Origin of the sequence: Roseovarius sp. (assembly GCF_030373445.1) — a bacterium.
In the GTDB taxonomy this organism is placed as follows: domain Bacteria; phylum Pseudomonadota; class Alphaproteobacteria; order Rhodobacterales; family Rhodobacteraceae; genus Roseovarius.
Window position 1 is genome coordinate 1 of sequence record NZ_JAUCYU010000006.1, and the last position, 26782, is coordinate 26782.

Genomic DNA, 26782 nt, shown 5'->3' on the forward strand with positions numbered 1-26782 from the left:
CGAGGATGAAATCCACCACCTCGTCCATCGCCGCCGCGATCGGCGCGGTATAGGCCGTCAGCCCAACGATCGGCATCTCCCCCCGCCGCCCCGCAAGCGACATCGCCGTCAGCTTCCTCGTTCCAGAATGTACGCTCATTGTCTGCCTTTCCCGATATCGGATCGCGGCGCGCCCCCGGCGCCCGCGTGATGTGTAACCCTCATGCCCGGCCTCGCTGGCGCCGCCGGTGTGCCATTACGTGCACAACGGTGCCCCGGGTCTTGCCGCCATTCGACGCCTGCGCGCGCAACGACCGCCCAAACCGGCCCGGACCCATGGCAAAACTCATGCGGAAAAGTGAAAATACGTCGAAGTCAGCCACGCTCTTCTCCTCCTCGTGCCTGAGCCTCCCTTGGTCCTCCGGCGCAGACTACAGCGCCGCTCCGCCCCCAAGTAGTGCCAATTCCCGAACCATGCGTTCCGCTCCCCGCAACACCGGGCCCCAGTGCGTCACGTCCGGCAGGTACGTCACCAGAGAAGGGAAGAACACCGACAGCAGCAGCGTGAGCAGGATCGGCACCAGGAACGGCAGGATCGCCACCACCTCCTTCTCGAACGGCATTCCCGTCAGTTCTGTCAGCACGCATGCTCTGGCAGGCTATGGAGATTGAAGACAAAGGCCACGGCCTGCGAAACGCCCTTACCCGCCCTGTTGGCGAGATTGCGCAGGATCACGTGCTAGTCGAGGACGCGCTTGCGTCATAAGGGCTGTTGCTAGACGCGAAGGCCGGATTGACGGCTTGATCCAGCCGCTCTCAGCCGTCAGCCGTAAAACAGGTTCGGCACGACCAACACGATCTGCGGTACGAAGGTGAACAGCAACAACGCCCCGAGCAACGCCAGCAAGAACGGCCAGGATTCGCGGATGTATTCCTCCAAACGGACCCGCGCGATGGACGTCGTGATGAACATCATGGTGCCGAATGGCGGCGTGAAACCGGCAATCGTCAGGTTGATCGACATGACGATACCGAAATGGATCGGGTCGATGCCCGCCTGCTTGATGACCGGCACGAAGATGGGCGCGAGCAGGATCATCGCGGCACCGCCCTCGAAAAAGCATCCCACGGCGATCAGGATGAGGTTGATCACGAGCAGCAGCACCCAGGGCTGATCGATATTCTCGACGAGGGCGGCGGCGATGGCGCGCGGAATGCCTTCCCAGGTAAGGTACTGGCCGAATGCACTGGCCGCGCCGATGATGAACATGACGCTCGCCGTGGCGATGACGGATTCCCGCAGGATCTTGGGGGCGTCAGACCATTTCAGCTTGCGGTAGATGAATGCGCCGACGGCAATGGCGTAGAGCACGGCGACGGCGCCCGCTTCTGTCGGGGTGAAGGCGCCCATGCGCAACCCCATCAAGATGCCGAGCGGCAGAACGAGCGCCCAGATCGAGTCGACCATTTGCCAGCCGATCGCCTTGAGGTCGGCGCGGCTGTCGCGCGAGGGGGCGTAGTTGCGGTAGCGCGAGATCAGGCCAACGGTGATCATCAGAAGGGCGCAGATGATCATGCCCGGCAGGTAGCCCGCGAAGAACATCCGGGCGATCGAGACATCGGCGACGAGCGCATAGAGGATCAATATGATGCCCGGCGGGATGATTGGCGTGATGCAGGAGGACGCGGCCGTGACCACCGTGGAGTATCCGCGGGAATAGCCGAGCTTCTCCATCTCGGGCACCACGATCTTGGTTTGCATCGCTGCGTCGGCGTTGGCCGACCCGGAAAGGCCGCCCATCATGGCGCTCATCAGCACGTTCACCTGCCCCATGCCACCGCGCATGTGCCCCACAAGCATCTCGGCCAGTTTCATGAGCCGCTCGGTAATACCGGCGTAATTGAAGACCACGCCGGCGCAGGCGAAAAAGGGAATGGCAAGGTAGGGGAAGGACTCGGTCGAGGCGACAAGCCGCTGCACGACGAGTTCCACCGGGAAGGTGGTGTTGATCACCGCGAAGTAGAAGCAGGTCGCGATGAGCATCGCAAAGGCGACCGGGATTCTCAGGAAGAAGAGAACGAACATGATGATGGCCGGCATGTATGGAAGCATGTCTCTACTCCGCAGTCTCTTGGCCGCACGTGGCGGGTGGGGTCATGTTGCGTCCGGCGACTCGGCTTCGGAGATGCCGGCATCTTCCCCGACGCCGCCAAACAGGGTCTTGAGGAAAAACCTGGCGCTGTAGATCGCCATCAGGCCAAAGGCGATCGTCGGGGCGATGTTGATGAAGAAGTACGGGTATTCGATGTAAGCCGACCTGCGCACCCAGCTTCCCTGGGACAGGATCCAGCCGAGATAGCAGAGATAGGCATTGGCCAAGGTCAGAACGAGGAAATTGAAGAGCAGGACGTAGTGCCTGATGCCCTGCGACAGGCGGTCGACGAAGACGGTGACCGCGATCAGGCCATGTTCCCGATACAGCAGGCTCGCGCCGAAGAAGACGGCATAGTCGAAGCCCAGATACGCAAGTTCCTCGGCGAATGGCAGCGCGTAACTGAAGAAGTACCGGCAGAGCACGTTGGCGCTGATCGTGACAAGCATCAGGGTGAAGGCCGCGGCGCTGATCAGGAATTCGAAATTTCTCGCAAACCACAGCATCATGTCGCGCCTTCCGGATCCTTAGGAGCCCTGACCCAAGCGAGATGGCCCGTGCCGGCGCCGATGGCACCGGCACGGATCACGCAATGGATCACTCGATTACGCTCACGATGTCCTGATAGAGGTTCGGAGTCCACTCGGGGAAGCTTTCGCTGACCTCGCTCGCCTTCTCGATAAAGGCGGACTTGTCGACGTCCTCGTTGACCGTCACGCCGGCCTCGGCAAGCTTGTCCATGTACTCTTTCTCGATCGACTTGATCTGATCGGCCCGGACCGCAGGGTAGGATTGACCGACGCTGTCAAGCGCCTGCTGTGCCTTCTCGGGAAGCGACTCGTAGACCTGCTGCGACATGACGATCGAGGTGCTGGCCACGAGGTGCTCGGTGAGGTTGTAGTTGTCGAGAATCTCGTGGAATTTCATCCCGTAGACGACGTTGGGCGGCGACTCGACACAGTCGGCCACGCCTTGCGAAAGCGCCGTGTAGACTTCGCTCCACGCGGTATTGACGGTGATACCGCCAAGCACCTCACCGACCCAGTTCCACATCTTCGTCGGCGCATTGCGAACTTTCAGTTCGGCAGTATCGGCGCGGGCGTCGACAGGCGTGTTGCACATCAGGTTGCGGGTGCCGAAATAGACGAGCGTCACGATGCGCAGGCCCTGGTCGTTGAGCTCCTTCTCCATGCGCTGGCCGATTTCCGATTGCCACGCCTCGGGAATATCCGACGGTTCCTTGAACAGGTAGGGCGCCATGAAGACCGCGTAGTCGGGCACGTAGTTCGCAAGGTGGCTGGGGTCGGAATCCTGCAGGATCGGCGCGCCGCGCGAGATCGCCTGGATCATGTCGGTGGTCTTGCCGAGCGTCTCGGTCGGGTAGACCTCGATGTTCAAGGTGCCTTCGGATTCTTCCTCGATCTTGGTGGCGAAGTCCTCCCAGTAGGCATAGACCGGATCCTGGTTCGAGATCACGAGGTTCATTTTCAGCGTGGTCGCCTCCTGCGCCCATGCTGCAACGCTGCCAAGCCCCACGGCGAGCCCAAGGCCCAGTGCGCCGATACGGCTGATAGTACCAATCGATTTTACCATTTCTCTCCTCCTAAGTGGGTTGCATTGCCATGCATCCCGGCTGTTCCGCGAACACCCGACCCCGATGCGCGGGGCCTTCGGCTCGCATATTTGACCCGGTCAGATTCGGCCTTCGCGGATCGTGGCAGGAGTTGGTATTCTCCCACTCATTATATCTGGTACGATATATGATGCATCATGCGTCGTCAAGCTTCATAGCCCCGTTCTTCTTGGTTGTTTCCGTGTAAAATCGCAGGTTTTCAGGCGGCTCCGGTTCAGGAGCGCTTCTGTTTGACGCCCGAGGCGACCCCGGCTGCCGCCGCATCCAGTGACGCCCCGCCCCGAAGTTCTTCCTCGAGCGTGTCCAGGAGCTCTTCGCCCCAGCGGATATCCTCCTGCATGGCGGCTTCGCTGGCGACGCTGTCATGGGCTTCGAGCGCGACAAGCAGATCGAAATGCTTGTGGTTCTCGCTCGACAGTTTGCGCACAGGCATACGGTCGTGGAAAAGGCGCAGGAAGGGGCCCATCAGAACCCACATGTTCTCGCAGAGGCCTTCAAGGATCGGCATGTCGGCCAGCTTGAGAACGGCAAAGTGGAAATCGCGGTTCAACAGGCTTGCCGCCGCCGGGTCGGTTGCGGCCGTCTCAATAAAGCGGGCGTTGAGCGCCTTGAGGTCCTTTAGCTGCGAAGGCGTGATGATCTCGGCAACCCGCGCGGCGGCCCGGCCTTCCAGCTCGATCCGGATCTGCTGAACCTCGCGCAACCGGTCGATATCGAGTTCAGGAACCTGAACGGAGGTTGCGGCCCGCAGTTCGAGCGAGCGCTCGCTGACCAGGCGGAAGATCGCCTCGCGCACCGGCGTGATGCTGGTGCCATATTCATTTGCGATTCCGGAGATAGTCAGGCGCTGGCCGGGTTCGTACTGGCCATCCATGAGAGAGGCCCGCAAGCTGTTGTAAAGCTGCGTCGCAAGGCTTTCTCTGGATAAGCTTTTGCCCGCCATGATGCATCACCCGTCCGTTTCTTGCGGAGACTCGACAAGTTCGATCAGAATCCCGTGTGGGTCTTTCATATACAAGCCGCGCAGTCCCTGCGCCATCCCTTCGGTGATCGCTACGGTCTCGCCCTGAAGCGAGCCGCCCCCTTCGAGGATCCGGGCACGCCAGTCATCGACATCGTCGACGCGCAGGCAGACATGGGCGACGGTCGGCTGGTTGGCCGCCGCTGTCACAGGCTCGGCGGTCGGCTCGAAGAACTCGATGAACTCGATATGCGCGCCGTGGCCGAAGAGGTGGACGAGCCTGACCTGTGCGCCGGGCACGCCGATGAACCTGGAAATCCATTCTTGCCGGCGCTCCCCGACGGGCTGCGGGTCGAAGCCCATCACGTCGCGCCAGAAGGTGATCGAGGTCTCGATATCCGAGGTGATGAACCCCACGTGGTCGAACGTTGCGCGGTGTGCGGCCTGGGTCATTGCGTCACTCTCTCTGTCTGAATTGCGTAGTCTGATAGCCGATCGAAATCCATGCGAAGCCCCTCGCCCGGCGTGTCACCGGCATGGAACATTCCGTTTTCGATCCGCGGCTGTTCCAGCAGGAAACGATCGATCGGATCGGCGCCCAGCTCGGGCAGGATGGTCTCGACGGTCATGTCGCCTTCCGCCGCGAGGGCAAAATGCAGATGCAGCGCCGGGAAGACGTGTGAGATCACCGGTCGGCTGAACGTCTGCGCCAGCGCCATGGCCGTGCGCGTTCCGCTGATGCCGCCCATGACGGATGCGTCAATGCGCAGGATGGCCGACACGCCGGCGATGTCCCGCAATGTCGCGATATCGGTCACGTCCTCTCCCATGGCCAGCGGAACCGGCACCTCACCGGCGATCTCGCCCGCGACGCGCCACCGGGCCGGGGCGACCGGGTCTTCGACAAATCGGGCGCCCAGCCGTTCGGCGGCACGGCAGGTGCGCATCGCCTGCGCCTTTGACGTCCATGACCAGTGGGCATCGATGCCGAAGCCGCAGCCGGGCGGCAGGGCGCCGGCCATTGCCTCCATCACGGCGATGTCCGCCTCGGGGTCGCGCCCGTCGATCATGAGCTTGATGACCGTGAACCCGCGCGCGGCCAGGTCCGCAGTTTCGGACGCCGCCTTTTCGGGTGTCATGCCGTAACCGATGACCGGCATCGCCACCGCGGCCTCGCGTGCGCCGCCCAGCACCTTCCACAGAGGTTTGCCGACGGCGCGGCACCACGCGCCCCAAAGGGCGATGTCGCACAGGCTGACACCACGTGCGAGGGCCGCGTGCGGCGCAGGCGCCTGCCCCATGGCCGCCGCCTGGAGACCGCAGCGCATGTCAGCCGACCCGCCGACATAGCGCCGCGCGGCCTCGACCGTTATCTCGAAGAGCGGCAGCCCGCGCGTGTAGGCATAGGCGAAGCCCTCGCACCCATCGGCCAGCGTGAGCCGCAGCACGATGTATTCCCGCGCCGAAATCTCCTGTGCACCGAGTTGCACCGGCGAGGCCAGCGGCAGGTTCACCCGCATCACCTCGGCGCTTTTCAACGTCATGTCACTCTGCGCTGTCATTCGGCCCTCAACTTGCCACTCCGAGATCCACGCTCTCGGTCAGGAAGACATTGGTCGTCATGCCGCCGTCAACAACGATGATCTGTCCGGTCACGAAGCTTGCCGCGTCGGAGGCGAGGAAGATTGCCGCGCCTTGCAGTTCTTCCGGGGCGGCCCACCGCGCCAGCGGTGTGCGGTCGATGACGATCTGCTCGAGATCGGTGCCGAGCACCTTCTTGTTCATCTCTGTCAGGATGTAACCCGGACCGATCGCGTTCACGGTGATGCCATGGGGCCCAAGCTCCGCGGCAAGGCCGCGCGTGAGGCCCAGAACGCCATGCTTGGCCGCGACATAGGAAATCACCCCCGGTCGCGAAGAGACGCTCATTGTCGAGCCGGTATTGATGATCCGCCCCCGCCCCTTTTGCTTCATATGCGGCGTCACCGCGCGGGACAGGCCGTAGAGCGCCGACAGGTTGATCCCGACAACGCGGTTCCAGTCGTCCATGTCATGGGATTCGACCGGCTTGCGGATCAGGATGCCGGCATTGTTCATGAGGATATCGATGCGGTCATGCTCGGCGATGACGCGTGCGACCACGTCTTCCGCCGCCGCTGTGTCGGTCACATCGAAGGCCAGCGGCTCGGCGGTGCCGCCCTGGGCGCGGATCGCATCGGCCGCCTCGGCGGCCATCTCCGGGTGCAGGTCGTTGACCAGCACCTTGGCCCCTGCCCCGGCAAAGCCTTCGGCCAGGGACCGTCCGATGCCACGGCCGGCCCCTGTGACGAGCGCGACACGCCCGTCAAGGGAGAAGCGGTTCAGGCTCACGCGAGATCCTCCATGTCACGGCCCCTTTCAGGCGGCCTCGATTTCGTCGATCGCACGGGCGATGTCGTCGGCGCTGATCGGCTTTTCGAATTTTTTCATGTGCGCGGCCTCCGCCGAAAGGTCGGCGATGGTCTTGATGTCGGAGTTGGCCTGCCCGCTGTGGCCAAGCTCCGCCAGCGTCAGAGGCAGCAATGCCTCCCTGTAGAAACCGCGCATGTCGGACATGAATTCGGGTCCGCGCCCTTCGAGCACGAGTTGCACCAGAAGCCCGTAGGCCACCTGGTGACCGTGCAGGGCATCGGCCACGCCGGGCACGGCGGAAAGGCCGCGCGTCATGCCATGAGACACCGAGAGGCCACCGCTTTCGAAGGCAAGGCCGCTCATCAGGATGCAGGCTTCGACAACGCGCTCGAAATCCTCATTGGGCTCGCCCCCCTCGAGTGCCTTGTAGGCCGCGGCGGTATGGGTTCGAACCGTGTCATAGCAGGCTTCGGCAAGGGCAAGCGCGGTGCGGGGGGATGTCGCGCCGAAGACGTTCTTGCCGCCCGACTCGATGCATTGCCGCACTTCGAAACACTTCACGAGGGCGTCACCCACCCCGGCGGACAGCAGCCGCACCGGAGCCTTCGCGATGATCGCCGTGTCGACAAGCACCAGATCGGGGTTCGACTTGTTTTCCTCGACACCGACGATCTTGTGGGACTCGTCGTAGACAACGGCGATATGGCTGGTGGGCGCGTCGTTCGAGGCCACTGTCGGCACCGAGACGAATTTCGCGTCGATCTTGCGGCTGAGAAGCTTGCCGGTGTCGATCGCCTTGCCGCCGCCGGCGGCGATGACGATATCCGGCGTCGCGCCGTCAAGAAGGCCCGCGAGCCGGTCGACCTCGGCATAGGTAATCTCGCCTCCGAACAGCAATTCGGACATTTCGAGCCCGGCCTCGGCGCAGCTGTCGCGCATCGCCCCGGATACGAGGTCTCGGACCCGCTCGTCGGCGAGCAGGGCAACGCTCTTGCCCATGCCGGCCAGTTCCGGCCCGATCGAGGCAAGCGCGCCGGGGCCTTGGATGTACTTGCGTGGTGCTCCGAAAACGATCATCTCTTTGCCTTCTCCATATGGTCTTGTGTATCGGTGCCGGGATCGGCCGGGGGGGCGTCGATTTCCGGCAGCAGGTAATCGACGAAAGCGTCGATCTGCCCGGTGAGCATGTGCTTTCCCTGATGTGCGATGGCGCCGCGCAAGGCTGCGGCCTTCAGGAGCGCGGTTTCCTCGGGCTCCATGATAACCTCCGCGACAATAGTGCCTTCGGCTATCGTTTCGGGATCGAGCGGGAGCGGGTCGTCCCGCTTCATGCCGACCGAGGTGGCGTTGACGACAAGGTCGAACCCCGTCGCATCCGCCGGGCCGGTGCTGATCGCCACGCCGGTGTGCACCTTGCGAAGCTTGTCCGCCAGCCGTTCGGCCCGTTCCGGGGTGCGGTTCGAGATCGTCAGTTTCGCGACGCCGGCCTCCGCCAGCGCATCCGCGATGGCGACCCCGACGCCCCCTGCCCCCACCAGAAGCGCATGACGCCCCGCGATCTTGTGGCCGGCAGCATCGAGCCCCTGCACGAAACCAACCCCGTCGAGCATCCGCCCCCGCCACGTCAGGTCGTCGTCCTTGCGGACGATATTGACGGCACCGAGATGACTGGCGGGGCCTTCGAGGCTGTCGCAAAGCGCGGCGACGGTTTCCTTGTGCGGGATAGTGACGATGACGCCGACGACGCTTTCGCTGACCCGCAAGGCATCGAGCACCGTGGCGAGATTGTCGGGGTGAACCTGCCACGGGACAAGAACGGCATTCAATCCGAGCGCCCGGCAGCGCGCGTTGAAGAGCGGTGGCGTCCGCAGGTGATCCGACGGATAAGCCAGATGCGCAATGACGCGCGTCTTTCCATCTATCATGCCCGGCGTTTGCAAGCGGCTCCTCCCGTTTCCTCAGCATCCAGGTGATTGCGATTGTTATCACGCATGATGCATGATATGTCTTGTAGCGTCAACACCGGATGACACGGGAGGAAGAATGAAAGCCCTGATACTCGACGAGCCAAGACAGTTCCGTCTTGAAGAGAGGGAGATGCCCGACCCCGGGCCGGAGGAGGTCCGGGTGAGGATTCACCACGGCGGCATATGCGGCTCGGACATCCATTACTACCAGGATGGCGGATTCGGAACCGTGCGCATGACGTCGCCGATGGTGCTGGGGCACGAGTTGTCAGGCACGGTCGAAACCGTGGGCTCCGGCGTCACGCGGGTTGCCCCCGGTGACCTCGTGGCCGTCAACCCGAGCCTAGCCTGCGGCTCATGCCGATACTGCCGTCAGGGAATGGCGCGGATGTGCAGTGACATGCGGTTCATGGGGAGCGCGATGCGGACCCCGCCGGTGGAGGGTGGCTTCCGCGAATTCGTGACCTGCACCGAGGCCCAGGCGGTTCCGCTCGTCGGACCCGCAAGCCTCAGGGAGGCGGCACTTGCCGAACCGTTGGCGGTATGTCTGCACGCGGTCGCGCAGGGGCCTGACCTCAAGGGCGCGCGCGTATTGGTCACCGGGTTCGGGCCGATCGGGGCGCTGACGTTTCTTGCCGCACGTCAGGCCGGGGCGGCGGCGGTCATGGCGGCAGATGTTGCCCCGCGTCCCTTGGCCCTGGCGACGACGCTGGCGGCGGACACCGTCTTCGATGTCTCGGACCCCGCCGCGCTGGACGCGGAGAAAGACGAGCGTGGGCAGGTCGATGTCGTGTTCGAGTGCTCCGGTCATCCCAATTCCATCCGGGAAGCCATCGACGTCACGCGCCCGGGCGGCACGATCATCCAGGTGGGCATGACACCCAACGAGGTGCCGGTCACCCTGAACCCGGTCATCACCAAGGAAATCACCTATCGCGGGACATTCCGGTTCGACGCGGAGTTCGAGCGGGCGGTTCACCTGATCGGATCGCGCGAAATCGACGTGCGCCCGGTGATCAGCGGCTCCTTCCCGCCCGAAGAGGCCGAGGCCGCCTTTGCCTGCGCGATGGACAGGGCGCAATCGATCAAGGTGCTGCTGGATTTCGCGTAACCCGACACGAAACGAGGAAGGGCGCGCGACCGTTGGGTCGCGCGCCCTTTTCGTTACGCCAGCCGATGCTCAGATCAGCGCAGCGGCGACCTCCTCGATCCCCGCGGCATCGAGCTTGTAGTGCTTGTAAAGATGCGTGGGCGGCGCGATCAGGCTGTATTCGTCCATGATGCCGTGACGCTTCAGACGGGCCTTTCCGGGGTTTTCGGCCATGATTTCCGCCACCGCGCTGCCGAGACCGCCGAGGATGTTATGCTCCTCCACGGTCAGGATCACTTTGGACCGCTCGGCCGCCTGACGGACGGCATCCTCGTCAAGTGGTTTGACCGTGTGCATATCGATCAGCCCCACCGAATGGCCCTTCGCCTCGAGCGCCTCTTTCGCCGCCTTCGCGCCGTGAACGGCATAGCCGCATGCGATGATGGTAATGTCGTCGCCGATGCCGTGCACCTTGGCCTTGCCGATCCGGAATTCTTCCTGCGGGTCATACACCGCCGGATCGTGACCGCGCCCGATGCGGAAATAGATCGGCTCCGGATAGGTGGCGGATTCCCGCAGGAGCTGTGCGAACTGGGCCCCGTCAGCGGGCGAGATGACCGTCAGGTCGGCAATCGCGCGCATGGTCGAGATATCCTCGGTGGCATGGTGCGAGGTGCCGTAGAAGCCCAGTGATATTCCTGTGTGGTGGCCGATCAACCGGACAGGTTGTGCGCAGTAGGCAATGTCCATCCGGATCTGCTCGCACGCCAGCAGCCCGAGGAACGACGCGAAGGTCGCAACGTACGGAACAAGCCCCGTTGTGGCCATGCCGGCGGCGGCAGACACCATGTTCTGTTCGGAAATGCCGAATTGCACGAACCTGTCGGGATAGCGTTGCGCGAAGCCCACCAGCCCGTTTGAATATTGCAGGTCGGCGGTGCCTGCGGCCACGGGATGGCCGGCCTCCGCTAGTTCGATGAGGGTGTCCGACAGCACCGAAAGGCTCGGTGCGCGCGTGTTCATTTCACGGTATTGCCAGCTCTCTTTGCTTATGGGGGCGCTCACGATTGCTCTCCATTCTGGGTCAGGATCATTTGACGGGCGCGCTCGGTATCTTCGGGCGCGAGATAGCCGAGGTGCCAGCCCGGCTCACTTTCCATGTAGTCGACGCCCTTGCCCTTGCTGGTTTTGGCGATGATGCAGCACGGCTTTGTGCGCATCTTGTCGGCCTTGACCCGACGCAGCAGTTCCGTGAGGGCGACGACATCGTGGCCATCGACGGTGTGCACCTCCCAGCCGAAGGCGCGCCACTTCTCGTCAAGCGGCTCGACCCCCAGAACGTCATCGACCTTGCCGTCAAGCTGGTAGCCGTTGCGATCCACGATGGCGACAAGATTGGACAGCCCGTGACCGGCGGCGTTCAGCGCCGCCTCCCAGACCTGCCCCTCCTGCATCTCGCCGTCACCGAGCATGACGAAGGCGTTGAACTCCTTCCCCTGCATCCGGGCCCCGTGCATCATGCCGACGCCGTTCGACAACGCGTGACCGATGGATCCGGAACTGAAATCGACCCCGGGCACCTTGCGCATGTCGGGATGGTCGCCCAGCGGGCTCCCGAGGCGCGTGTAATTGTCGAGCCAGGATTTATCGAAGAAGTCCAGGTCGGCAAGGATCGGAAAAAGGCCCACCGCGGCATGTCCCTTCCCCATCAGGAAGCGGTCACGGTCAGGCCAGCCGGGCTCGCCCCGGCGGATGCTCATCACGTCGTAGTAGAGCGACGCGAATATCTCGGCACAGGAAAAAACCGAGGAATAGTGACCGACTTTCGCTATCGAAATCAGGCGCAGCGTCTCGAGACGGACAAACTGCGCCTTGTCCTGAAGAAGTTCGATCTCGGCTTCGGTAAGCTCCGTGTTCTGCATGTTTCCTCCCGCTCAAACTCTAAAGCGAAGCGCGAAGTGCCGAATGGATACTCTGGGGCTTTCACCGGACACCCTGTGCCCAAAGCCACACGTACCATCAGCCTCGCGGCATCTTGATCGCTGCAACATTTTCACGGCTGGCCTCACAAGTCAAGCATGATGCATCATCCATGATATCTCGATGCGCACCTCTGTACTGGTCAGGCGGTGACGTATTGCCACTACGGCAGACGAGATCGTCGGTATTTGTCTTTGACTGAAGCAAGCAGGTGACCGTCCGAGCCGCGACGAATTCGAATTCGTCTGGCCACTGCGACTGAAGAACAAAGTTACACGATTTCCCGGGCGGCCATCATAAGGAATCGCCCCCTACCGCGCGGCTGGAATGCTCAGCCACATGAAGCTCTCACCCGAGGTCCAAACCGCACGCGCCCCACGTACGTTATTGAAATTGTTTACTTTAAAAAAACCGTTGCGAAATCCCGAATCCTCTGTACGGTCAACGTAAGCGCTCAACAGCGAGCGCAGCCAGATCTCGCCCCGACAGCGTGTGCGGGATCTATGACACCCCCAAAAGTTAGTCCGACCCGACCCAAACGCCACGATTCCGTTCGGTTTATGGTGCGGCTCCCTGATCTCTAAACCCGAGAGGATTCCGAGAATGTCCATGGATGGAAATATAGTTAGATCTTCGGCCGATAAGCCGAAAGTGCGCATGGCAATCGACGTGGGCGGTACGTTCACCGATATCTTCGTGCTCGGGGGCGACGGCATCCAGAAAGTCGCCAAGGTACCCAGCACTGCCAACCCGATCGATGCCGTCATGAATGGGGCCGACGCAGTGGGTGTGGACTGGGCCGATGTGGAACTGTTCACTCACGGCACCACCACCGCGACGAACGCCCTGATCACCCGGAATTTCAAGCCCGCCGCGATGGTGACCACCAAGGGTTTCCGCGACGTGCTGGAGATCGGCCGCGGCACACGCGAGGATCCGTGGGACGCCTACAAGGAAGGCACCCCGCCCTATGTCCGTCGCCGCGACCGCTTCGCCGTGGCCGAGCGGATCAACTACCGCGGAGAGATCGTCGAGCCGCTCAATGAGGATGCCGCGCGCGAAATCGCCCGCGTCCTGAAGAAGCGCGGTGTCAGTGCTGTCGCGGTCTGCTTCATCAACGCCTATATCAACGGTGCGCATGAGCTGCGCATGGCCGCGATCCTCGAGGAGGTGCTGGGGCCGGACGTGGCCATTACCACGTCGCACGAAACGCACCCCGAGATCTTCGAGGATGACCGTTTCTCGACCACGGTGGCCAACACCATCCTCGCCCCGATCATTCGCCCCTATGCCCGCGACCTTGCCAAGCGCACCAGCGACTCCGGCTATGCCTCGGACGTGCTGCTGTTCCATTCCGGCGGCGGGGTGATGACCCCGGCCTCGGCCGAGAAATACGCCGCGCGCCTGGCGGCTTCCGGGATCGCGGCAGGGGCGATTGCCAGCAAGTATTTCGCCGGGCTATGCGGCTATGACAACGCGATCGGCCTCGACATGGGTGGCACCTCCGCCGATATCTCGCTGGCCGAAAACGGCGCACTGCGCATGACCGACAAATGGGAGGTCGATTGGGGCCACCCGATCTGCTTCCCCTCGATTGAGGTCCTGACCATCGGCGCCGGCGGCGGCTCCATCTCATGGCTCGACAAAGCCGGATCGTTGCGCAACGGCCCGCATTCCGCGGGCTCGGTGCCCGGTCCGGCCTGCTACAACGGCGGCGGCACCGAAGCAACGAACACGGATGCGAACATCATCCTGGGCCGGGTCGGCACCGAGCTGGCGGGCGGCGAAAAGAAGCTGGATCGCGATGCCGCCGTGACGGCGATGAGCAAGATCGGTGACCAGCTCGGCCTCGACATCGTGCAAGCATCGCTGGCGACGTTGCGGGTGGCCAACGCCAACATGGCCGACGCGGTGCGCCTGATCTCCATCGCGCGGGGCCACGACCCTAGGGATTTCGTCCTGGTCGCCTTCGGCGGCGCGGGCCCGCTCCACGGGGCCGACATCGCACGGGAGCTGAATATTCCCGCCGTGGTGGTGCCGCCGAACCCCGGTGTGACCTCGGCCGTGGGCTGCATGCTGGTGGATGTGCAACATGACGTCACCAAGATGTTCTTTGCCGATGCCTCCGAAGTCGACCCCGCGGAGCTGGAGGCGGCCTTTGCCGAGATCGAAGTCGAAGGGCGCGAACGTCTATTGAAAGACGGCGTCCGGGACGAGGAGATGACCTTCCAGCGGCTGGTCGACATGCGCTACCGCGGACAGTGGCGGTCGCTCGCCGTGCCGCTGCCGGCGAACGTCACTTCCATGAAAGAGGCGATCTCGATCTTCCACGACGAATACGAGAAGGCTCACAATTTCCGACGGGAGGACTTCCCGGTGGAAGTCTACCGCCTGACCCTGCGCGCCATCGGCGTGACACCCAAGCCGACCTTCCCGAAGATCGAGATCGGCGAAAGCCCCGAGGCGACCCCCAAGGGCACGCGCGAGGTTTGGTTCCACGGCCAGGACAGCGCGCTGACGACCAACCTCTACGACCGGGATGACCTGCCCGTCGGAGTCACAATCGAAGGCCCGGCGATCATCGACCAGCTCGATTCCACCACTGTCATTCCGCCCAATGCCTCCGCCTATATCGACGGGTGGCTGAACATCCAGATCAAGCTTGGCGACGAATAGCAGCTGCCGCCCGCAGACATTGAAAAGGAACAGAACATGAAAGATTTGACCACCTATTCCGGCCTGTCAGACAAGGGCATTCAAACACCCCCCGCTCCGGCGGACCGGCTGACCGAGTTCAACACGAGCCTCGACCCGATAACCTTCGAAGTGCTGCGCAACGCCTTCGTCAATATCGTCGACCAGATGGCCGAGCAGTTACTTCGTACCTGCTATTCCTTCGTGATCTACTGCCGTGACTTCTCTTCCGGCCTGTGCGATCCGCAGGGCAACCTGGTGATGCAGGGCACCGGCGACATCGCCGCCCATGTCGGCACGCTGCACTATACCTGCAAGGCGATAATCGAGGAGTTCGGTGACGACATTCATCCCGGCGACGTGTTCATCGTCAACGACCCGTTCCGGGGGGGCAGCCACTTCAACGACACCCGGATCGTCCGCCCGATGTTCTACAAGGGCGAGCTGATCGGGTATTCGCAGGCAAATGGCCATTGGGCGGATGTGGGTGGCGCGGCGCCCGGCTCGTTCAACATCACGGCGCTGGATCACATGGGCGAAGGGCTGCGCATCACCCCCGTGCGGGTCTGGAGCAGGGGCGTCTGGCTGGCCGATGTGGCCAAGCTCATGGCCGCGAACACCCGCAACCCGGGCGACGTGATTGGCGACATGCAGGCCCAGGCCGAGGCGACCGCCGTGTCGGAGCGCGAGATCGTGCGCCTTTGCGACAAGTACGGGGTCGAGACGATCAAGGCGGCCTTTCAAGAGGTGCAGGATTACGTCGAGGTGCTGACTCGCACCCGCCTTGCGGAACTGCCCGACGGCACTTGGTATGCGGAGGATTACATCGACCAGGATCCCAAGCTGGGCGAAGGCATGATCCCGATCAAGATCAAGCTGACGATCGACGGCAACCATGCCCACTATGATCTCTCCGGCTCTCACCCGCAGATCTCGACCTTTCTCAACGCGGCCTATGGCGGCTCCTTCGCGGGGGTCGTGGCGGGCACGAAGTACCAGTTCCCGGACCTGCCGCTCAACTCCGGCCTCTACCGGGCGGTGACAGTCAACGTGGGCGAGCCGGGAACGGTGGTTAATGCGCAATGGCCCAGCCCCAGCGCGGGGTTCTGTTCCGGCCCGTTCGAGAAGCTGATGAACTCGGTATTCGGCATCTGGGCAGATATCCTTCCCGAACGGACGATGGGCTGCGCCTTCAATCTCGAATACCTGCTGGTCGGCGGGCGCGACACGCGGATCGAGGAGAAGCCCTATTTCATGTGGTATGACTGGATGGCGGGCGGTTGGGGCGGCCGCAACGGGCGCGACGGCTTCAACGCCACCGCCCCGGTTTTCGGCGCGCAATACGGCATCCAGCCGCTGGAGGGCCAGGAACGACTGGCGCCGGTCATAACCGAATGCCACGACTTCGTGCAGGACTCCGCCGGGCCGGGGGAATCCCGTGGCGGACTGGGCGCGCAGAAAGGTGGCGCCGTGTTCGAGGGCGAACGGATCGTGATGTCCTATTGCTGTGACCGCGAGCGCTCGGTCACCTGGGGCATGTGGGGCGGGCTGCCGTCCATCCCGCACGGGGTCTGGCTCAACAAGGGCACCGAGAAGGAGCGTTATCTCGGCTCAATTTTCTCGAACATGCCTCTGGAGTTGAACGACGTGTTCACCCGTCCCTCTGCCGGAGGTGGTGGCGTGGGCGATCCGCTTATGCGCGACGCGCAAGCTGTCTGCGAGGACGTGGCGGACGAGTATGTCAGCGTGCAGCGTGCCCTGATCGACTATGGCGTCGTCATCAAGGTAATCGACAGGGACCTTGCCGAATACCAGGTCGACGAAGAGGCGACCAAGGCGGCGCGTGCGCGGATCGCGGCAGAGCGGGTCGGATGGCTGGACGAGGATCCCGAGGCCATCGCCGCGCGCTACCGCGCGGGCGAGATCAAGGACATGGACTGCATCCGCCAGTACGGCGTTATCCTCGACTGGGGCGACGGCACGCTTCTGGCCAAAACCACCAGCCAGTTCCGCGACATGCTGAAACGGCGCACCCTGCCTTATTGGGGCAAGACGCTCGCCACGTTGAGCAAAGAGGCGCAGGAGCGCCACAAGGCCGCATGACCTGAACGCGGCGGGACGGCGCAAATTTTGTGCCGTCCCGCGGAAAATGCCCCTTCGGGATATGCCCGGTGGGGCCAAACCCACAGTCGGGACTTGAATGGGACATTCCTGCTTCACAAAATTCGGGACACCTGAACTCCGCTCCCGACCTGTGAACCGCCCATGCCGGACAATGGGGCAGCCCAGGCGCCAGCCTTGCTCTGCCCAGCGGCAGCACACCCCGGACGACCGGCAGACGAAAAGCATTGCAGAGGGCCAAGTTTGAAGAAATCCAAATCAAAATTCCGCATTGGTGTCCTGCACTCGGAGACCGGCGTCACCGCGAGCACCGAACGGTTGATGCTCGCGGCGCTGAAATTCGCCGTCTCCGAGGTCAACGCCGCCGGCGGCATTGACGGTGAAGAGTTGCAGATTGTCCATTTCGACCCCGGCTCCGACGTCGTCTATTACCGCTACCTCGCCGACGAGCTGATCTCCAATCACGGGGTACGCCTGATTTTCGGCGCCTACCGCTCCAGCACCCGGATGGCCGTGAAATCCGTGGTCGAACACAAGAACGGCCTGCTGTTCTATCCGACCCAGTACGAAGGGTTCGAATATTCCCCGAACGTGATCTATGGCGGGGCCGTGGCCAACCAGAATTCCAGCCAGATGGCGGAATACATCGCCGAAACCGCAGGCTCACGCATCGCCATCATAGGGTCGGATTACATTTGGCCGCGCGTCGCCTCCCGCACCATGGCCGAACAGATCTGCCACGACGATCAGCCCCCGCTGACCGATTTCTTCGTCAAGTTGGACGCATCCAGGGATGAATTCGACAACTACCTTCGGGAAATCCTGAAAACCTCGCCGGACGGCATCTACTGCAACCTTGTGGGCCCCTCGATCCCCCATTTCTACCAGGCCTATCGCGCCATGGGGCTGGACCCTGCGAAGCTGCCGATCTTCAGCCTCACCACCTCGGAGACGGATATCGCCATAATGGGCTTTGACGCAGCCGAAGGTCATGTCACCGCGGCCCCCTACTTCCAGTCACTGGACAATGCACGAAACCAGCAGGTGCTGAGCGGGTTCTACGACTGGCTGGGCGAAGGGACACCGACCAACATGGTCTGGGAAGCGACCTATTCGCAGGTGCACCTTGCCGCCAGGGCCATGCAGGCCTGCGGCACGGACGACCCCAACCAGGTGCGCGAGGCACTGATGGGCGCCACGTTCGACGCTCCGCAAGGCCAGATCAGAATCGACGCGGATAACGGTCATACCTATCTCTGGCCCCGGATCGGCAAGATCAACGCCAGCGGCCAGTTCGACGTCATCCGGGAGTCCCTCAGCGCCGTCAAACCCGACCCCTATTCCCCTTTCGTCCACGAGAAAACCTGGGAAATGCGGGAACCGGCCCTTATGTCAGGGAGCAATAGCTGAGCCAATGGCCGCGCCGGACAGACCAAGCAAACCGATACGGGAATTGGTCCAGAGCTTTCGGACCCTGAGGATCCACCTGTTGGTGCCGCCCGGCGGCGAAGCCGACGAGTTGATCCAGCACCTTCGCCGCATGGGCTGTTCGGCTGTCACCTCCTGGCCGCCTCCGCCGGAGTCGGAGATCGACGCCGACGTGGTCTTCATCTCCATGCGGCAACTGATCGAAGACCAGACCCCCTTCGATTGGAATGTCGAGGCCCCCTCCGCCGCCCTGGTTGCCATAGCCGATTACGAAAACCCGCTGATGGTCGAGAAGACGCTCTCCCTTAACGCGCAATCCATCATTACCATGCCCCTCCGCACTTTCGGGGTCCTGATGGAAGTGTTGTTGAGCTTCGCCAATTTCAAACGCGAGCAGGAACGCCGCGCCCAGATCAGGCGTCTGGAGGAGAAAGTGCGATTCAGCGACAAGATCGAGAGGGCCAAGTCGATCGTGGCCGAACAACATGGCGTCAGCCGGGACGAAGGCTACACGCTCCTGCGGCGAAGCGCCATGCGCCAGCGCGTGACAATCTCCGAGATCGTCGACGAACTGATCGCGGGCGTGGAGTGATGGGACGCGCTTCGGCGCAGAAAAGGAGGTCAGGACGAAAGGTACTTGGAACCCGACACGATATGCTCCGCCACCTGCCCGGACACATGAACTTCCGGCTCCCTCCATGCTTGCCAGAAAGTCAGGTTTCCGGCAACTCGGTACGCCCTGCGCGGGGCATCGGACCATGGCCCGAAACCGGACGGGAGCGAGAAGCGAGAAAAGCTGAATAATCCATCATCTCCAAGTATTTCACATGGAAAACAGCGCCATTCTCAAGGATGAGAACACCCTTTTCTTGACAGGTTTCCAAAAGCGATTCTAACCTGTCATCAATGTGGCAACAGCGCCGCACCCGCGCCTTCTGGAAGGTCAACCCAGGGGCGCCAATTCGGGAATAAGATGCTTGTGCGAGCAGTCGCTCTCAGCATCCAGAAACCGAAAAACCCACCAAAGCAACATCACCAACTCAAACCGGCTTCCGCCGTTTGAGTCCACAGGAGAGGACTGTCCAAATGAAATTCAGCCGAAGGAACTTCATGAAAGCCGCCAGTGGCGCCCTGGCCTATGCCAGCGCCCCCAGCGTTCTGGCCACGGCCGGCATCTCGCAGGAAAAACCGATCGTGATCGGCAACATCCTTGACCAGACCGGGGGCCTGAACATCTACAGCCTTCAGCAGATCAAGGCGACGGCCATGGCCGTCGACGAGCTGAACGCGGGCGGCGGCGTGCTGGGCCGGCCGCTGGAACTGGTGTTCTACGACTCTCAGTCGAACAACCAGCTCAACGCGCAATACATGACCGAAGCATTGGTCCGGGACGAGGCCGTGGTCGTGCATGGCGGTGTCACCTCCTCTTCTCGCGAAGTGATGCGGCCGATCGTCAACAAGTTCGGCGGGCTCTATTTCTACAACTCGATGTACGAGGGCGGGGTCTGCGATCCGCGCCATGTTTGCCCGGCGATGGTACCCTCACAGCAGCTCAAGCCGCTGGTGCCACACGTGGTCGAGAACATGGGCAAGCGCGCCTATGTGCTCGGCGCCGATTATCTCTACCCCCACACGATGGGCGAATGGATCAAGAAATACACCGAGGAAGCGGGCGGCGAGGTGATCGCGACCGAGTTCTTCCCACTCGACGTATCGAACTTCGCCTCTGCCATCACCCGCATACAGGCCGAAAAGCCGGACGTGGTGTGGTCCGTACTGGTCGGCAACGCCCATAACGCATTCTACCGCCAATACGAGGCAACAGTGGGCAAGGACACCATCCCGCTCGCCTCCTGCATGTTCGGGATCGGGCGCGAACAGACCTATTTGAGCGCCGACGAGTCCGCCGGCATCGTCAATGCGACCTCTTTCCATGACGGGCTCGAGACCGAGGCGGCAAAGACTTTCCTCGATAATTTCAAGACCTACGCCAATGATGACTCCTACGTGGGCGACTATGGCGAGTTGGGATACCGGGGCGTGAAGCTCTGGGCGCTGGCCGCGGAGAAGGCAGGCGATGCCTCGGCCGATGCGGTGATCGAGGCATTGCCCGGCACCAGCTTCGACGCACCCGGCGGCAAGGTTACCATCGACGGCCAGACGAACCACGCCATCATGGACATCCACCTGATCCGCGCCAACCGCGAACAGGGCTGGGATCATCTGGGCACCACCGAGCAGCTGCAACCGGTCGACACGCAAGCGGTCTGCACCCTTGGAAGCTAAACCCAACCAGTCAGGCGGCGTGTTTCCGGGCACGCCGCCCGCAAGGGGCAACCATGTATGACGCGATAATCTTCCTTTACCAGGTCGTGTTCTCGATCAGCCTGTTCATCCTGATCAGCACGGGCCTGGCAGTGATCTTCGGAATGATGAAGGTCATCAACCTCGCACAGGGGGAGTTCATCATGCTCGGCGCCTATTTCGCGCTGCTGGGCGAGGTGATGGGCCTGCCATTTATCCTTTCCGCCCTTCTGGCCATGATCGGCGTGGGGCTTTTCGGCGTGCTGGTCGAACGACTGCTGATCCGGTTCCTCTACGGGCGCCTGACAGACACGCTGCTGGCGACATGGGGGCTCAGCCTGCTGATGATCGGCGCCGTCACCACGTTCCTCGGACCGCAGGTCGCGGGCGTCAGCGTCGAGACCGGGCGCATCGCCGTGGGCGAGCTTTACTCGGTCTCGGTTTACAACCTCTACATCATACTCGTGGCCTTCGCCGCCCTCGCGAGCTGCTGGGCGCTCTGGCGCTACACGCGCTTCGGGATGATCGCCCGGGCGGTCATGGCCAATCCCGGCATGACCTCTGCCCTCGGCGTCGATTGCCACAAGTACTACATGCTCACATTCGGGATCGGCTCCGCGCTCTCGGGCCTTGCCGGCGCGATGCTGGCCCCGATCGTCGGCACCCAACCGACCATGGGCGGGCTCTACGTGGCGCAGGCCTTCGTTTCGGTGATCACCGGCGGAGAGCTGCCCTTCCTCGGCACGCTTCTGGCCGGCGGGCTTTTCGGCACGACGAATGGCGTCCTTTCCTACGCTTATTCCCAAGTGATCGGTGAAATCGGTGTTTTCCTGATCGCAATCGTGCTCTTGCGCTTCCTCCCGCATGGGATGACATCTCAGAAAGGACGCGCCCAATGACCTCGAAACTTTCCACGATCGAGATCGCGACGCTGATCCTCCTGGCCCTGGCGAGCGTCGCCATCCTTGCAGTCCCGCAATTCGCGGGGTTGAGCCTGCAGCTCGACCTGTCGATCATCTTCGTCTACGCCATACTCGCCCTGTCCATGGGGTTCATGTGGGGCCAGGTCGGCATGATGAGCTTCGGCCAGACGGTGTTCTTCGGCATTGGCGGCTACAGTTACGCGATCTTCGCGCTGAACACTGGCGACACGACAACGGCGATGCTGCTTGCAGTTCTCTTGCCGATGATCGTGGCGGCCCTGTTGGGCTATTTCATCATCTACGGCGGAATCAACGATATCTATTTCGCCGTGATCACCATGGTCGCGACCATCGCACTGGAAAAGGCCGTGCGCGCAACCTCCGACCCGCGTATCAAGATAGGCGACGTGAAGTTGCAGGGACAAAACGGCATCTCCGCCCTGCCCGATCTGAAAGTGCCCTGGAACCCGTCCGAAACGTTGTTCGTGACGGAGGTCTATTACCTGATCTTCATCGCCATGCTGCTGGTGACCGCAGGCTATTCCCTGCTGCTGAGAGCGCGGATCGGACGCGTACTGGTCGGCATCCGCGAGAATGAGCAGCGCGTCGCGCTGCTGGGCTATGACCCGCGCCGCTACAAGTTGTTGATCTTCATCATTTCGGGCGGGGTCGCAGGCCTTGCCGGAGGGCTTTACGCGGTCTGGGGCAACTTCGTCGCGCCAGAAATGATGAACCTGAACTCTTCAGCCTCCGTGGTGATCAACGTGCTCGTCGGTGGCAAGGCTAGCCTGCTTGGCCCGCTCGTCGGGACCGGCATCGTCCAATCACTTACAAGCTGGCTGGGATCGGCCGGGGTCGGCCAGGTCAACCTCGTACTCGGCCTCATCCTGATCGCCGCCGTACAGATCTTTCCGCAAGGCGTGGTGCCGATGATCTCGGCCATCTGCAAATGGTGCCTTGGACACCTGGCCAGCCTGGCGCAGCCGTCACGGCGCACCTCCACCTCCATGACGGGAGAAAAGCAGTGACCGCGCTTCTGGAAACACGCGAGCTGACCCGGCGCTTCGGTGGGGTCACGGCGATCGATAACGTCAATTTCGCCGTGGATCACAAGGAACTCCGCTGCCTGATCGGCTCCAACGGCGCGGGCAAGAGCACCTTCTTCAAGATGCTCACCGCGCAGATACCCCCCAGTTCCGGCCGGATCATCTTCGACAATCGCGATATAACCGACCTCGAGCCGAGCGAGATCTCCCGCCTTGGCATCGGCATCAAGAACCAGGTGCCGGACGTTCTGGACGGAATGAGCGTCGAGGAGAATATCTGGCTCGCGGCACGGTCGCGGGCCGGCAAGGATAGCGCTCTTTCCGTCGTCGAAGACACGCTCGCCCTGCTTGACCTCAAGACCCGCCGCAAGGAGCTGGTCGGCAATCTCGCCCACGGCCAGCGGCAATGGGTGGAATTCGGCATGGTCATTGCACTGGCGCCGAAACTGGCCCTGCTGGACGAACCGACGGCCGGCATGACCGCCGCGGAGACCACGCGCACGGCCGAACTGATCGCCGAGCTGAACAAGACCATGGCGGTGATCGTGGTCGAGCATGACATGCATTTTATCCGGCGCTTGAACGCCTTCGTGACCGTCTTTCACCAAGGCTGCATCCTCGCCGAAGGTCCGATGCACAAGATCATGGAAAACGAGGAGGTGAAGAATGTCTATCTCGGACGCGATGCAGCTTGAAGTGGCCGGGCTCACCTCCGGCTATGGCGGGATCACGGTGCTCGACGGGCTGACGCTAAACGTGGCCGAGGGAGAACTCGTTGGCATTCTCGGGCATAACGGCATGGGCAAAACGACTCTCATGCGCAGCCTGATTGGCGCGGTTCCGGCGCGCGCGGGGCGTATCTCCTTCATGGGCAGCGACATTACCCGGCTACCACCCCACCGGCGGAACCAGCTCGGACTCGGCTACGTGCCTCAGGGCCGCGAGATCATAAAGGGCCTGTCGGTGAAGGAGAACCTGCTGCTGGGCCAGGCTGCGCATAAGGGCGCCTCGGCGTACCAGGAGATGCTGGAGCTTTTCCCCGAACTGTCGGAGCTGCTCGACCGCCCCGGCAGCCGCCTGTCGGGTGGACAGCAACAGCTTCTCGCGCTGGCCAGGTGCCTGATGGGCCGCCCGCGCCTATTGCTGCTGGACGAGCCGACCGAAGGCATCCAGCCCTCGATCGTAAGCGACATCGGACAGAAGTTGTCGCGCCTGCGGAGCGATCTGGGCCTGACCATCATTGTCGTGGAACAGAACCTCGATTTCCTGAGCAACATCGTCGATCGCAGTATAATCCTGCGTGGCGGCAAGATCGTCGCCGACCTGCGCGGGGAGTCGGCAACGGACCGGGAGCAGATCGAGTCGCACCTGCTGATTTCCGCCTGAACGCGTCGCGAGGGCAGTGTCACGCTAACCGGAAGGTGATTGAACAGGCATGACCGTGGGACCCACTATCCGCCGGCTACAGGCGATTGAACCGACCTCGACGTCAGCCCGCTGTCACATCCCTGCCTATGAGTAGAGAACGCACCATATGATGACCGCGTCTTCCGTACCGGTGTTGGTCGAATAATGGATGCTTGATCGGCGATAGGAATAGCTGTCGCCTGCCTTGAGAAGGGTCTTCTCGCCGTTCAGCATAAGCTCAAGGCTGCCGGACACGATGTAGCCGATTTCCATGCTGCCATCGTTCGGCGATTGCTTGAACTGGGTGGAGATACCCGGGGCGATCACAGATTTCATGAAGTCGAAATTCGGCACCGAGGTAGGTGTCAGGGCTTCGGTAAGGATGCCTTCCGAAGCCAGGCGCCGCCGGCCGCCTTCATGCAAGACCGTCGTGCCGGGATCATTTGTCTTTGGACCCTCGGCATCGGGCAGGATGGTTGCAAGCGACACGTCCAGAGCGACGCTGATCGCGACAAGATCCTTGAGTTGCGGGTAGGAAATGCCACGCTCGATCTGGCTCAGGTAGCCGACAGAGCGCCCGACTTCCGACGCGAGCTGGGACAGGGTAAGCGACTTGTCCTTTCGCAGTTTCCGAAGGAGTTTGCCCTGTGACGTCATTCCCATGCGTGCCTTCTCTGTCGTTCCGAGGTGACGGCCATGATGAAGGCTATCGACTCACTTAAAACCGGAAGAACCTGCTTTTCAAGCAATTTCATTTTTGTGAATACTTTTTGAGCTAACAGGGCCTGCGACGCAGAATAGTTTTTACCCATCTAGATGAATGTATTACATGGTAAATCTCTGATTCAACTCCATTACCCTCGACTTCCTTTTTTCACATATATGAAATTTTTCCTTGATTTTCATGATCGGCCAAATGACAGTCCCGACAACACGTTCATTGTGATTGGAGTACGCCATGGGGTTCGTTCGGACGCCGGAAGAGATGGAAATCATCAAGAGTCTCGCTTTACGCCCACTACACCTCATCTACTACGACCGCCTCACCGCGGTGTTCGAGACCGACCCGGATTTCGTGAGACACGTGCTTCCACCGTGTTTCGAGCCGGCCCCGCAGGCAACAGCCTGCGCCACGGTGTCCTCGTGGAAGGTCCCGCGCGAGAAGTTCATGGTTGCGACCCTCAATGTACGTGCCGTCTTCGAGGGCGAAGAGGGATGGTACGACATCATCCACCTGATCAGCACGGACATGGCGTCGTACTTCGGGCGCGACATGTATGGAGAGTGCAAGAAGGTCGGCACGATGGACATTCGGGCGGACGGGCAGAAGGTCTTTGCCACGGGCGACCGTTTCGGCCATCGGCTGATCGAGATCGACGCGGAATTCGGCGAAGACCTTGGCCCGGAAGAAATCGAGGGCAAGTGTTTTGGTCTGAAGGGGCATATTGCAACCGACCGTTATTCTCTCGATGCCGACCCTGAGGTGCATGTGATCAGGCTGACCGAGAAACGGGCAAGCTATCGCAAGGGCCAGGGGACCGTGAAGCTTCCCGGCTCCGAAATCGATCCCACTCACACGGTGCCGGTCGGCAACATGATCGAAATGGGTCGTGCCAGCGGCACCTACTACATGGCGCCGGAGCGGAGCGTCACGATCGAAGGGCAGCGCGACGTCTACGCGCCCTATGTTTTTGGCCGGTTCTACGACTTCGCATTGCCGGCAAAGGATCAGGTCAGCACGATCCTCAAAGAATACGAGCTGGATGCCTGAAACCGCTACGGCGGCAAAACCAAGACTGAAGTCCAACGGAGAACTAACAATGACACAAGATGCTACTATCTGGCGCCCCGGCGCGATGCCTTCGCAGATCGCAGGTGCAACCATGGCCCTGATGGCGGGGCTGGGCACCGGCCCAGCGTCGGCACAGGAGGCGCTCGAGGTCGCCGTCGATCCCGCGCTGCACGAGCGGGTGCCGGAAGAATACCTGGACGGGTTCACCGGCGTCTACGACCCGCAATATCCCCCGGGCTACTTCATCGACGAAAACGGCGAAATGGTTGGCTACGCCATTGATTTTCACAAGGCCATCGCCGCCAAACTGGGCATCCCTTACAAGGCCGAGGCGGCCAAGTTCGCGGCGATCATCACCGGGATCATGGGCGGGCGCTATGACTCCAGCTATTTCCAGGACACACCGGAACGGCGCGAGATGATGGACATGGTCGCCCTCCTGCGCAGCGGGTCCTCGATCATGGTGCAGGCCGGCAATCCCACGGAGGTGGACCTGAACGAACTGTGCGGCCATACGATCGGCGTCGTGACCGGTGGCAAGCAGGCGCTTGACCTGCTTCCGGCTCTTCAGGCCGATTGTGAGAGCGCAGGTGAAGAGGACATCGATGCCCTGAACTTCGCGGGCCTTTCGGAAGTCAGCCTTGCGGTCAAGACCGGCCGGGTCGAGGGGTGGCTGGGCGATGCCCCGAACGCCGCCTACCTGGTGCGCCAGCAGCCCGAGATCTTTGCCGTGGCCCCAACTGCCGACCTGACGGGCTGGTCTGCCTTCGCGTTCCGCAAGGGTGATCCGCTCGCGCAGCTGGTGAAGGAAGCAACCGAGCAGCTGATCGCGGACGGAACCTACGAAGAGATCATCGAAGGCTGGCACATGAAGGAGCTCGCGTTGGACACGCCGCTTCTGAATGGCGAATAG

General features: G+C 62.2%; 25 protein-coding genes. 12 read left to right on the top strand and 13 right to left on the bottom strand.

The window, feature by feature from the left end; translation table 11 throughout:
- Positions 1–410: 410 nt before the first annotated feature.
- The 10 genes from QUV18_RS11960 to QUV18_RS12005 all read right to left on the bottom strand — a co-directional run bounded on the left by QUV18_RS11960 (position 411) and on the right by QUV18_RS12005 (position 9042).
- Positions 411–623 carry a hypothetical protein gene (locus QUV18_RS11960; RefSeq protein ID WP_300894160.1) on the bottom strand — a complete coding sequence of 71 codons (213 nt, stop codon included), beginning with the start codon at positions 621–623 and terminating at the stop codon, positions 411–413.
- Between the two features lie 179 nt (positions 624–802).
- Entirely contained in the window at positions 803–2092 is a 1290-nt protein-coding gene (locus QUV18_RS11965; RefSeq protein WP_300894161.1) for a TRAP transporter large permease, read from the bottom strand.
- A gap of 42 nt (positions 2093–2134) precedes the next feature.
- Positions 2135–2641 (bottom strand): TRAP transporter small permease, encoded by a 507-nt coding sequence (locus QUV18_RS11970; RefSeq protein WP_300894162.1) that lies wholly within the window; start codon positions 2639–2641, stop codon positions 2135–2137.
- An 88-nt stretch (positions 2642–2729) separates the two neighbouring features.
- Positions 2730–3725, bottom strand: a complete 996-nt coding sequence (dctP, locus tag QUV18_RS11975) for a TRAP transporter substrate-binding protein DctP (RefSeq protein WP_300894163.1) — start codon at positions 3723–3725, stop codon at positions 2730–2732.
- A 254-nt stretch (positions 3726–3979) separates the two neighbouring features.
- Positions 3980–4708 (bottom strand): GntR family transcriptional regulator, encoded by a 729-nt coding sequence (locus tag QUV18_RS11980; RefSeq protein ID WP_300894164.1) that lies wholly within the window; start codon positions 4706–4708, stop codon positions 3980–3982.
- Positions 4709–4714: 6 nt separating this feature from the next.
- The gene (locus tag QUV18_RS11985; RefSeq protein ID WP_300894165.1) at positions 4715–5179 is read right to left on the bottom strand and encodes a VOC family protein; all 465 of its coding nucleotides are present in this window, start codon (positions 5177–5179) and stop codon (positions 4715–4717) included.
- A complete protein-coding gene (locus QUV18_RS11990; RefSeq protein WP_300894166.1) occupies positions 5176–6264 on the bottom strand; it encodes an enolase C-terminal domain-like protein in 1089 nt (362 codons plus the stop codon). The genes QUV18_RS11985 and QUV18_RS11990 overlap by 4 nt, the downstream gene beginning before the upstream one ends.
- A 31-nt stretch (positions 6265–6295) precedes the next feature.
- On the bottom strand, positions 6296–7096 hold the full coding sequence (locus tag QUV18_RS11995) for a glucose 1-dehydrogenase (protein WP_300894167.1): 801 nt from the start codon (positions 7094–7096) through the stop codon (positions 6296–6298).
- A 27-nt stretch (positions 7097–7123) separates the two neighbouring features.
- Positions 7124–8194 (bottom strand): glycerol dehydrogenase, encoded by a 1071-nt coding sequence (locus QUV18_RS12000; RefSeq protein WP_300894168.1) that lies wholly within the window; start codon positions 8192–8194, stop codon positions 7124–7126.
- Positions 8191–9042, bottom strand: a complete 852-nt coding sequence (locus tag QUV18_RS12005) for a shikimate dehydrogenase (protein ID WP_300894169.1) — start codon at positions 9040–9042, stop codon at positions 8191–8193. The genes QUV18_RS12000 and QUV18_RS12005 overlap by 4 nt, the downstream gene beginning before the upstream one ends.
- 118 nt (positions 9043–9160) lie before the next feature.
- Between QUV18_RS12005 and QUV18_RS12010 the strand changes: the two genes are divergently transcribed.
- Positions 9161–10195 carry an L-idonate 5-dehydrogenase gene (locus tag QUV18_RS12010; protein WP_300894170.1) on the top strand — a complete coding sequence of 345 codons (1035 nt, stop codon included), beginning with the start codon at positions 9161–9163 and terminating at the stop codon, positions 10193–10195.
- A gap of 69 nt (positions 10196–10264) precedes the next feature.
- Here QUV18_RS12010 and QUV18_RS12015 read toward each other — a convergent pair whose 3' ends face one another.
- Both QUV18_RS12015 and QUV18_RS12020 read right to left on the bottom strand, forming a co-directional pair.
- A complete protein-coding gene (locus tag QUV18_RS12015; RefSeq protein WP_300894171.1) occupies positions 10265–11197 on the bottom strand; it encodes a transketolase C-terminal domain-containing protein in 933 nt (310 codons plus the stop codon).
- Positions 11198–11235: 38 nt separating this feature from the next.
- Positions 11236–12096: a transketolase gene (locus QUV18_RS12020; RefSeq protein ID WP_300894172.1), complete on the bottom strand. Its 861-nt coding sequence runs from the start codon at positions 12094–12096 to the stop codon at positions 11236–11238.
- Positions 12097–12811: 715 nt separating this feature from the next.
- On the opposite strand from QUV18_RS12020, the gene QUV18_RS12025 reads away from it, so the two are divergent.
- From QUV18_RS12025 to QUV18_RS12065, 9 genes are all read left to right on the top strand, one after another.
- Complete coding sequence (locus QUV18_RS12025) at positions 12812–14830, top strand: hydantoinase/oxoprolinase family protein (protein ID WP_300894173.1); 2019 nt, start codon at positions 12812–12814, stop codon at positions 14828–14830.
- A 36-nt stretch (positions 14831–14866) separates the two neighbouring features.
- Positions 14867–16951, top strand: a complete 2085-nt coding sequence (locus QUV18_RS12030) for a hydantoinase B/oxoprolinase family protein (protein ID WP_300894174.1) — start codon at positions 14867–14869, stop codon at positions 16949–16951.
- Between the two features lie 261 nt (positions 16952–17212).
- A complete protein-coding gene (locus QUV18_RS12035) occupies positions 17213–18379 on the top strand; it encodes a transporter substrate-binding domain-containing protein (protein WP_300894175.1) in 1167 nt (388 codons plus the stop codon).
- A 4-nt stretch (positions 18380–18383) separates the two neighbouring features.
- Positions 18384–18989 carry an ANTAR domain-containing protein gene (locus QUV18_RS12040; protein ID WP_300894176.1) on the top strand — a complete coding sequence of 202 codons (606 nt, stop codon included), beginning with the start codon at positions 18384–18386 and terminating at the stop codon, positions 18987–18989.
- Positions 18990–19507: 518 nt separating this feature from the next.
- Positions 19508–20683, top strand: coding sequence for a transporter substrate-binding protein (locus QUV18_RS12045; RefSeq protein ID WP_300894177.1), 1176 nt, complete (start codon positions 19508–19510; stop codon positions 20681–20683).
- Between the two features lie 53 nt (positions 20684–20736).
- Positions 20737–21600: a branched-chain amino acid ABC transporter permease gene (locus tag QUV18_RS12050; protein WP_300894178.1), complete on the top strand. Its 864-nt coding sequence runs from the start codon at positions 20737–20739 to the stop codon at positions 21598–21600.
- On the top strand, positions 21597–22652 hold the full coding sequence (locus QUV18_RS12055; RefSeq protein WP_300894179.1) for a branched-chain amino acid ABC transporter permease: 1056 nt from the start codon (positions 21597–21599) through the stop codon (positions 22650–22652). Before QUV18_RS12050 ends, QUV18_RS12055 begins: the two co-directional genes overlap by 4 nt.
- Positions 22649–23365 carry an ABC transporter ATP-binding protein gene (locus QUV18_RS12060; protein ID WP_300894180.1) on the top strand — a complete coding sequence of 239 codons (717 nt, stop codon included), beginning with the start codon at positions 22649–22651 and terminating at the stop codon, positions 23363–23365. The genes QUV18_RS12055 and QUV18_RS12060 overlap by 4 nt, the downstream gene beginning before the upstream one ends.
- Complete coding sequence (locus QUV18_RS12065) at positions 23337–24056, top strand: ABC transporter ATP-binding protein (RefSeq protein WP_300894181.1); 720 nt, start codon at positions 23337–23339, stop codon at positions 24054–24056. Before QUV18_RS12060 ends, QUV18_RS12065 begins: the two co-directional genes overlap by 29 nt.
- A 126-nt stretch (positions 24057–24182) precedes the next feature.
- Here QUV18_RS12065 and QUV18_RS12070 read toward each other — a convergent pair whose 3' ends face one another.
- On the bottom strand, positions 24183–24740 hold the full coding sequence (locus tag QUV18_RS12070; RefSeq protein ID WP_300894182.1) for an XRE family transcriptional regulator: 558 nt from the start codon (positions 24738–24740) through the stop codon (positions 24183–24185).
- 322 nt (positions 24741–25062) lie between these two features.
- Between QUV18_RS12070 and QUV18_RS12075 the strand changes: the two genes are divergently transcribed.
- Positions 25063–25848, top strand: coding sequence for an acetoacetate decarboxylase family protein (locus QUV18_RS12075; protein WP_300894183.1), 786 nt, complete (start codon positions 25063–25065; stop codon positions 25846–25848).
- Between the two features lie 85 nt (positions 25849–25933).
- Positions 25934–26782, top strand: coding sequence for a transporter substrate-binding domain-containing protein (locus QUV18_RS12080; RefSeq protein WP_300894184.1), 849 nt, complete (start codon positions 25934–25936; stop codon positions 26780–26782).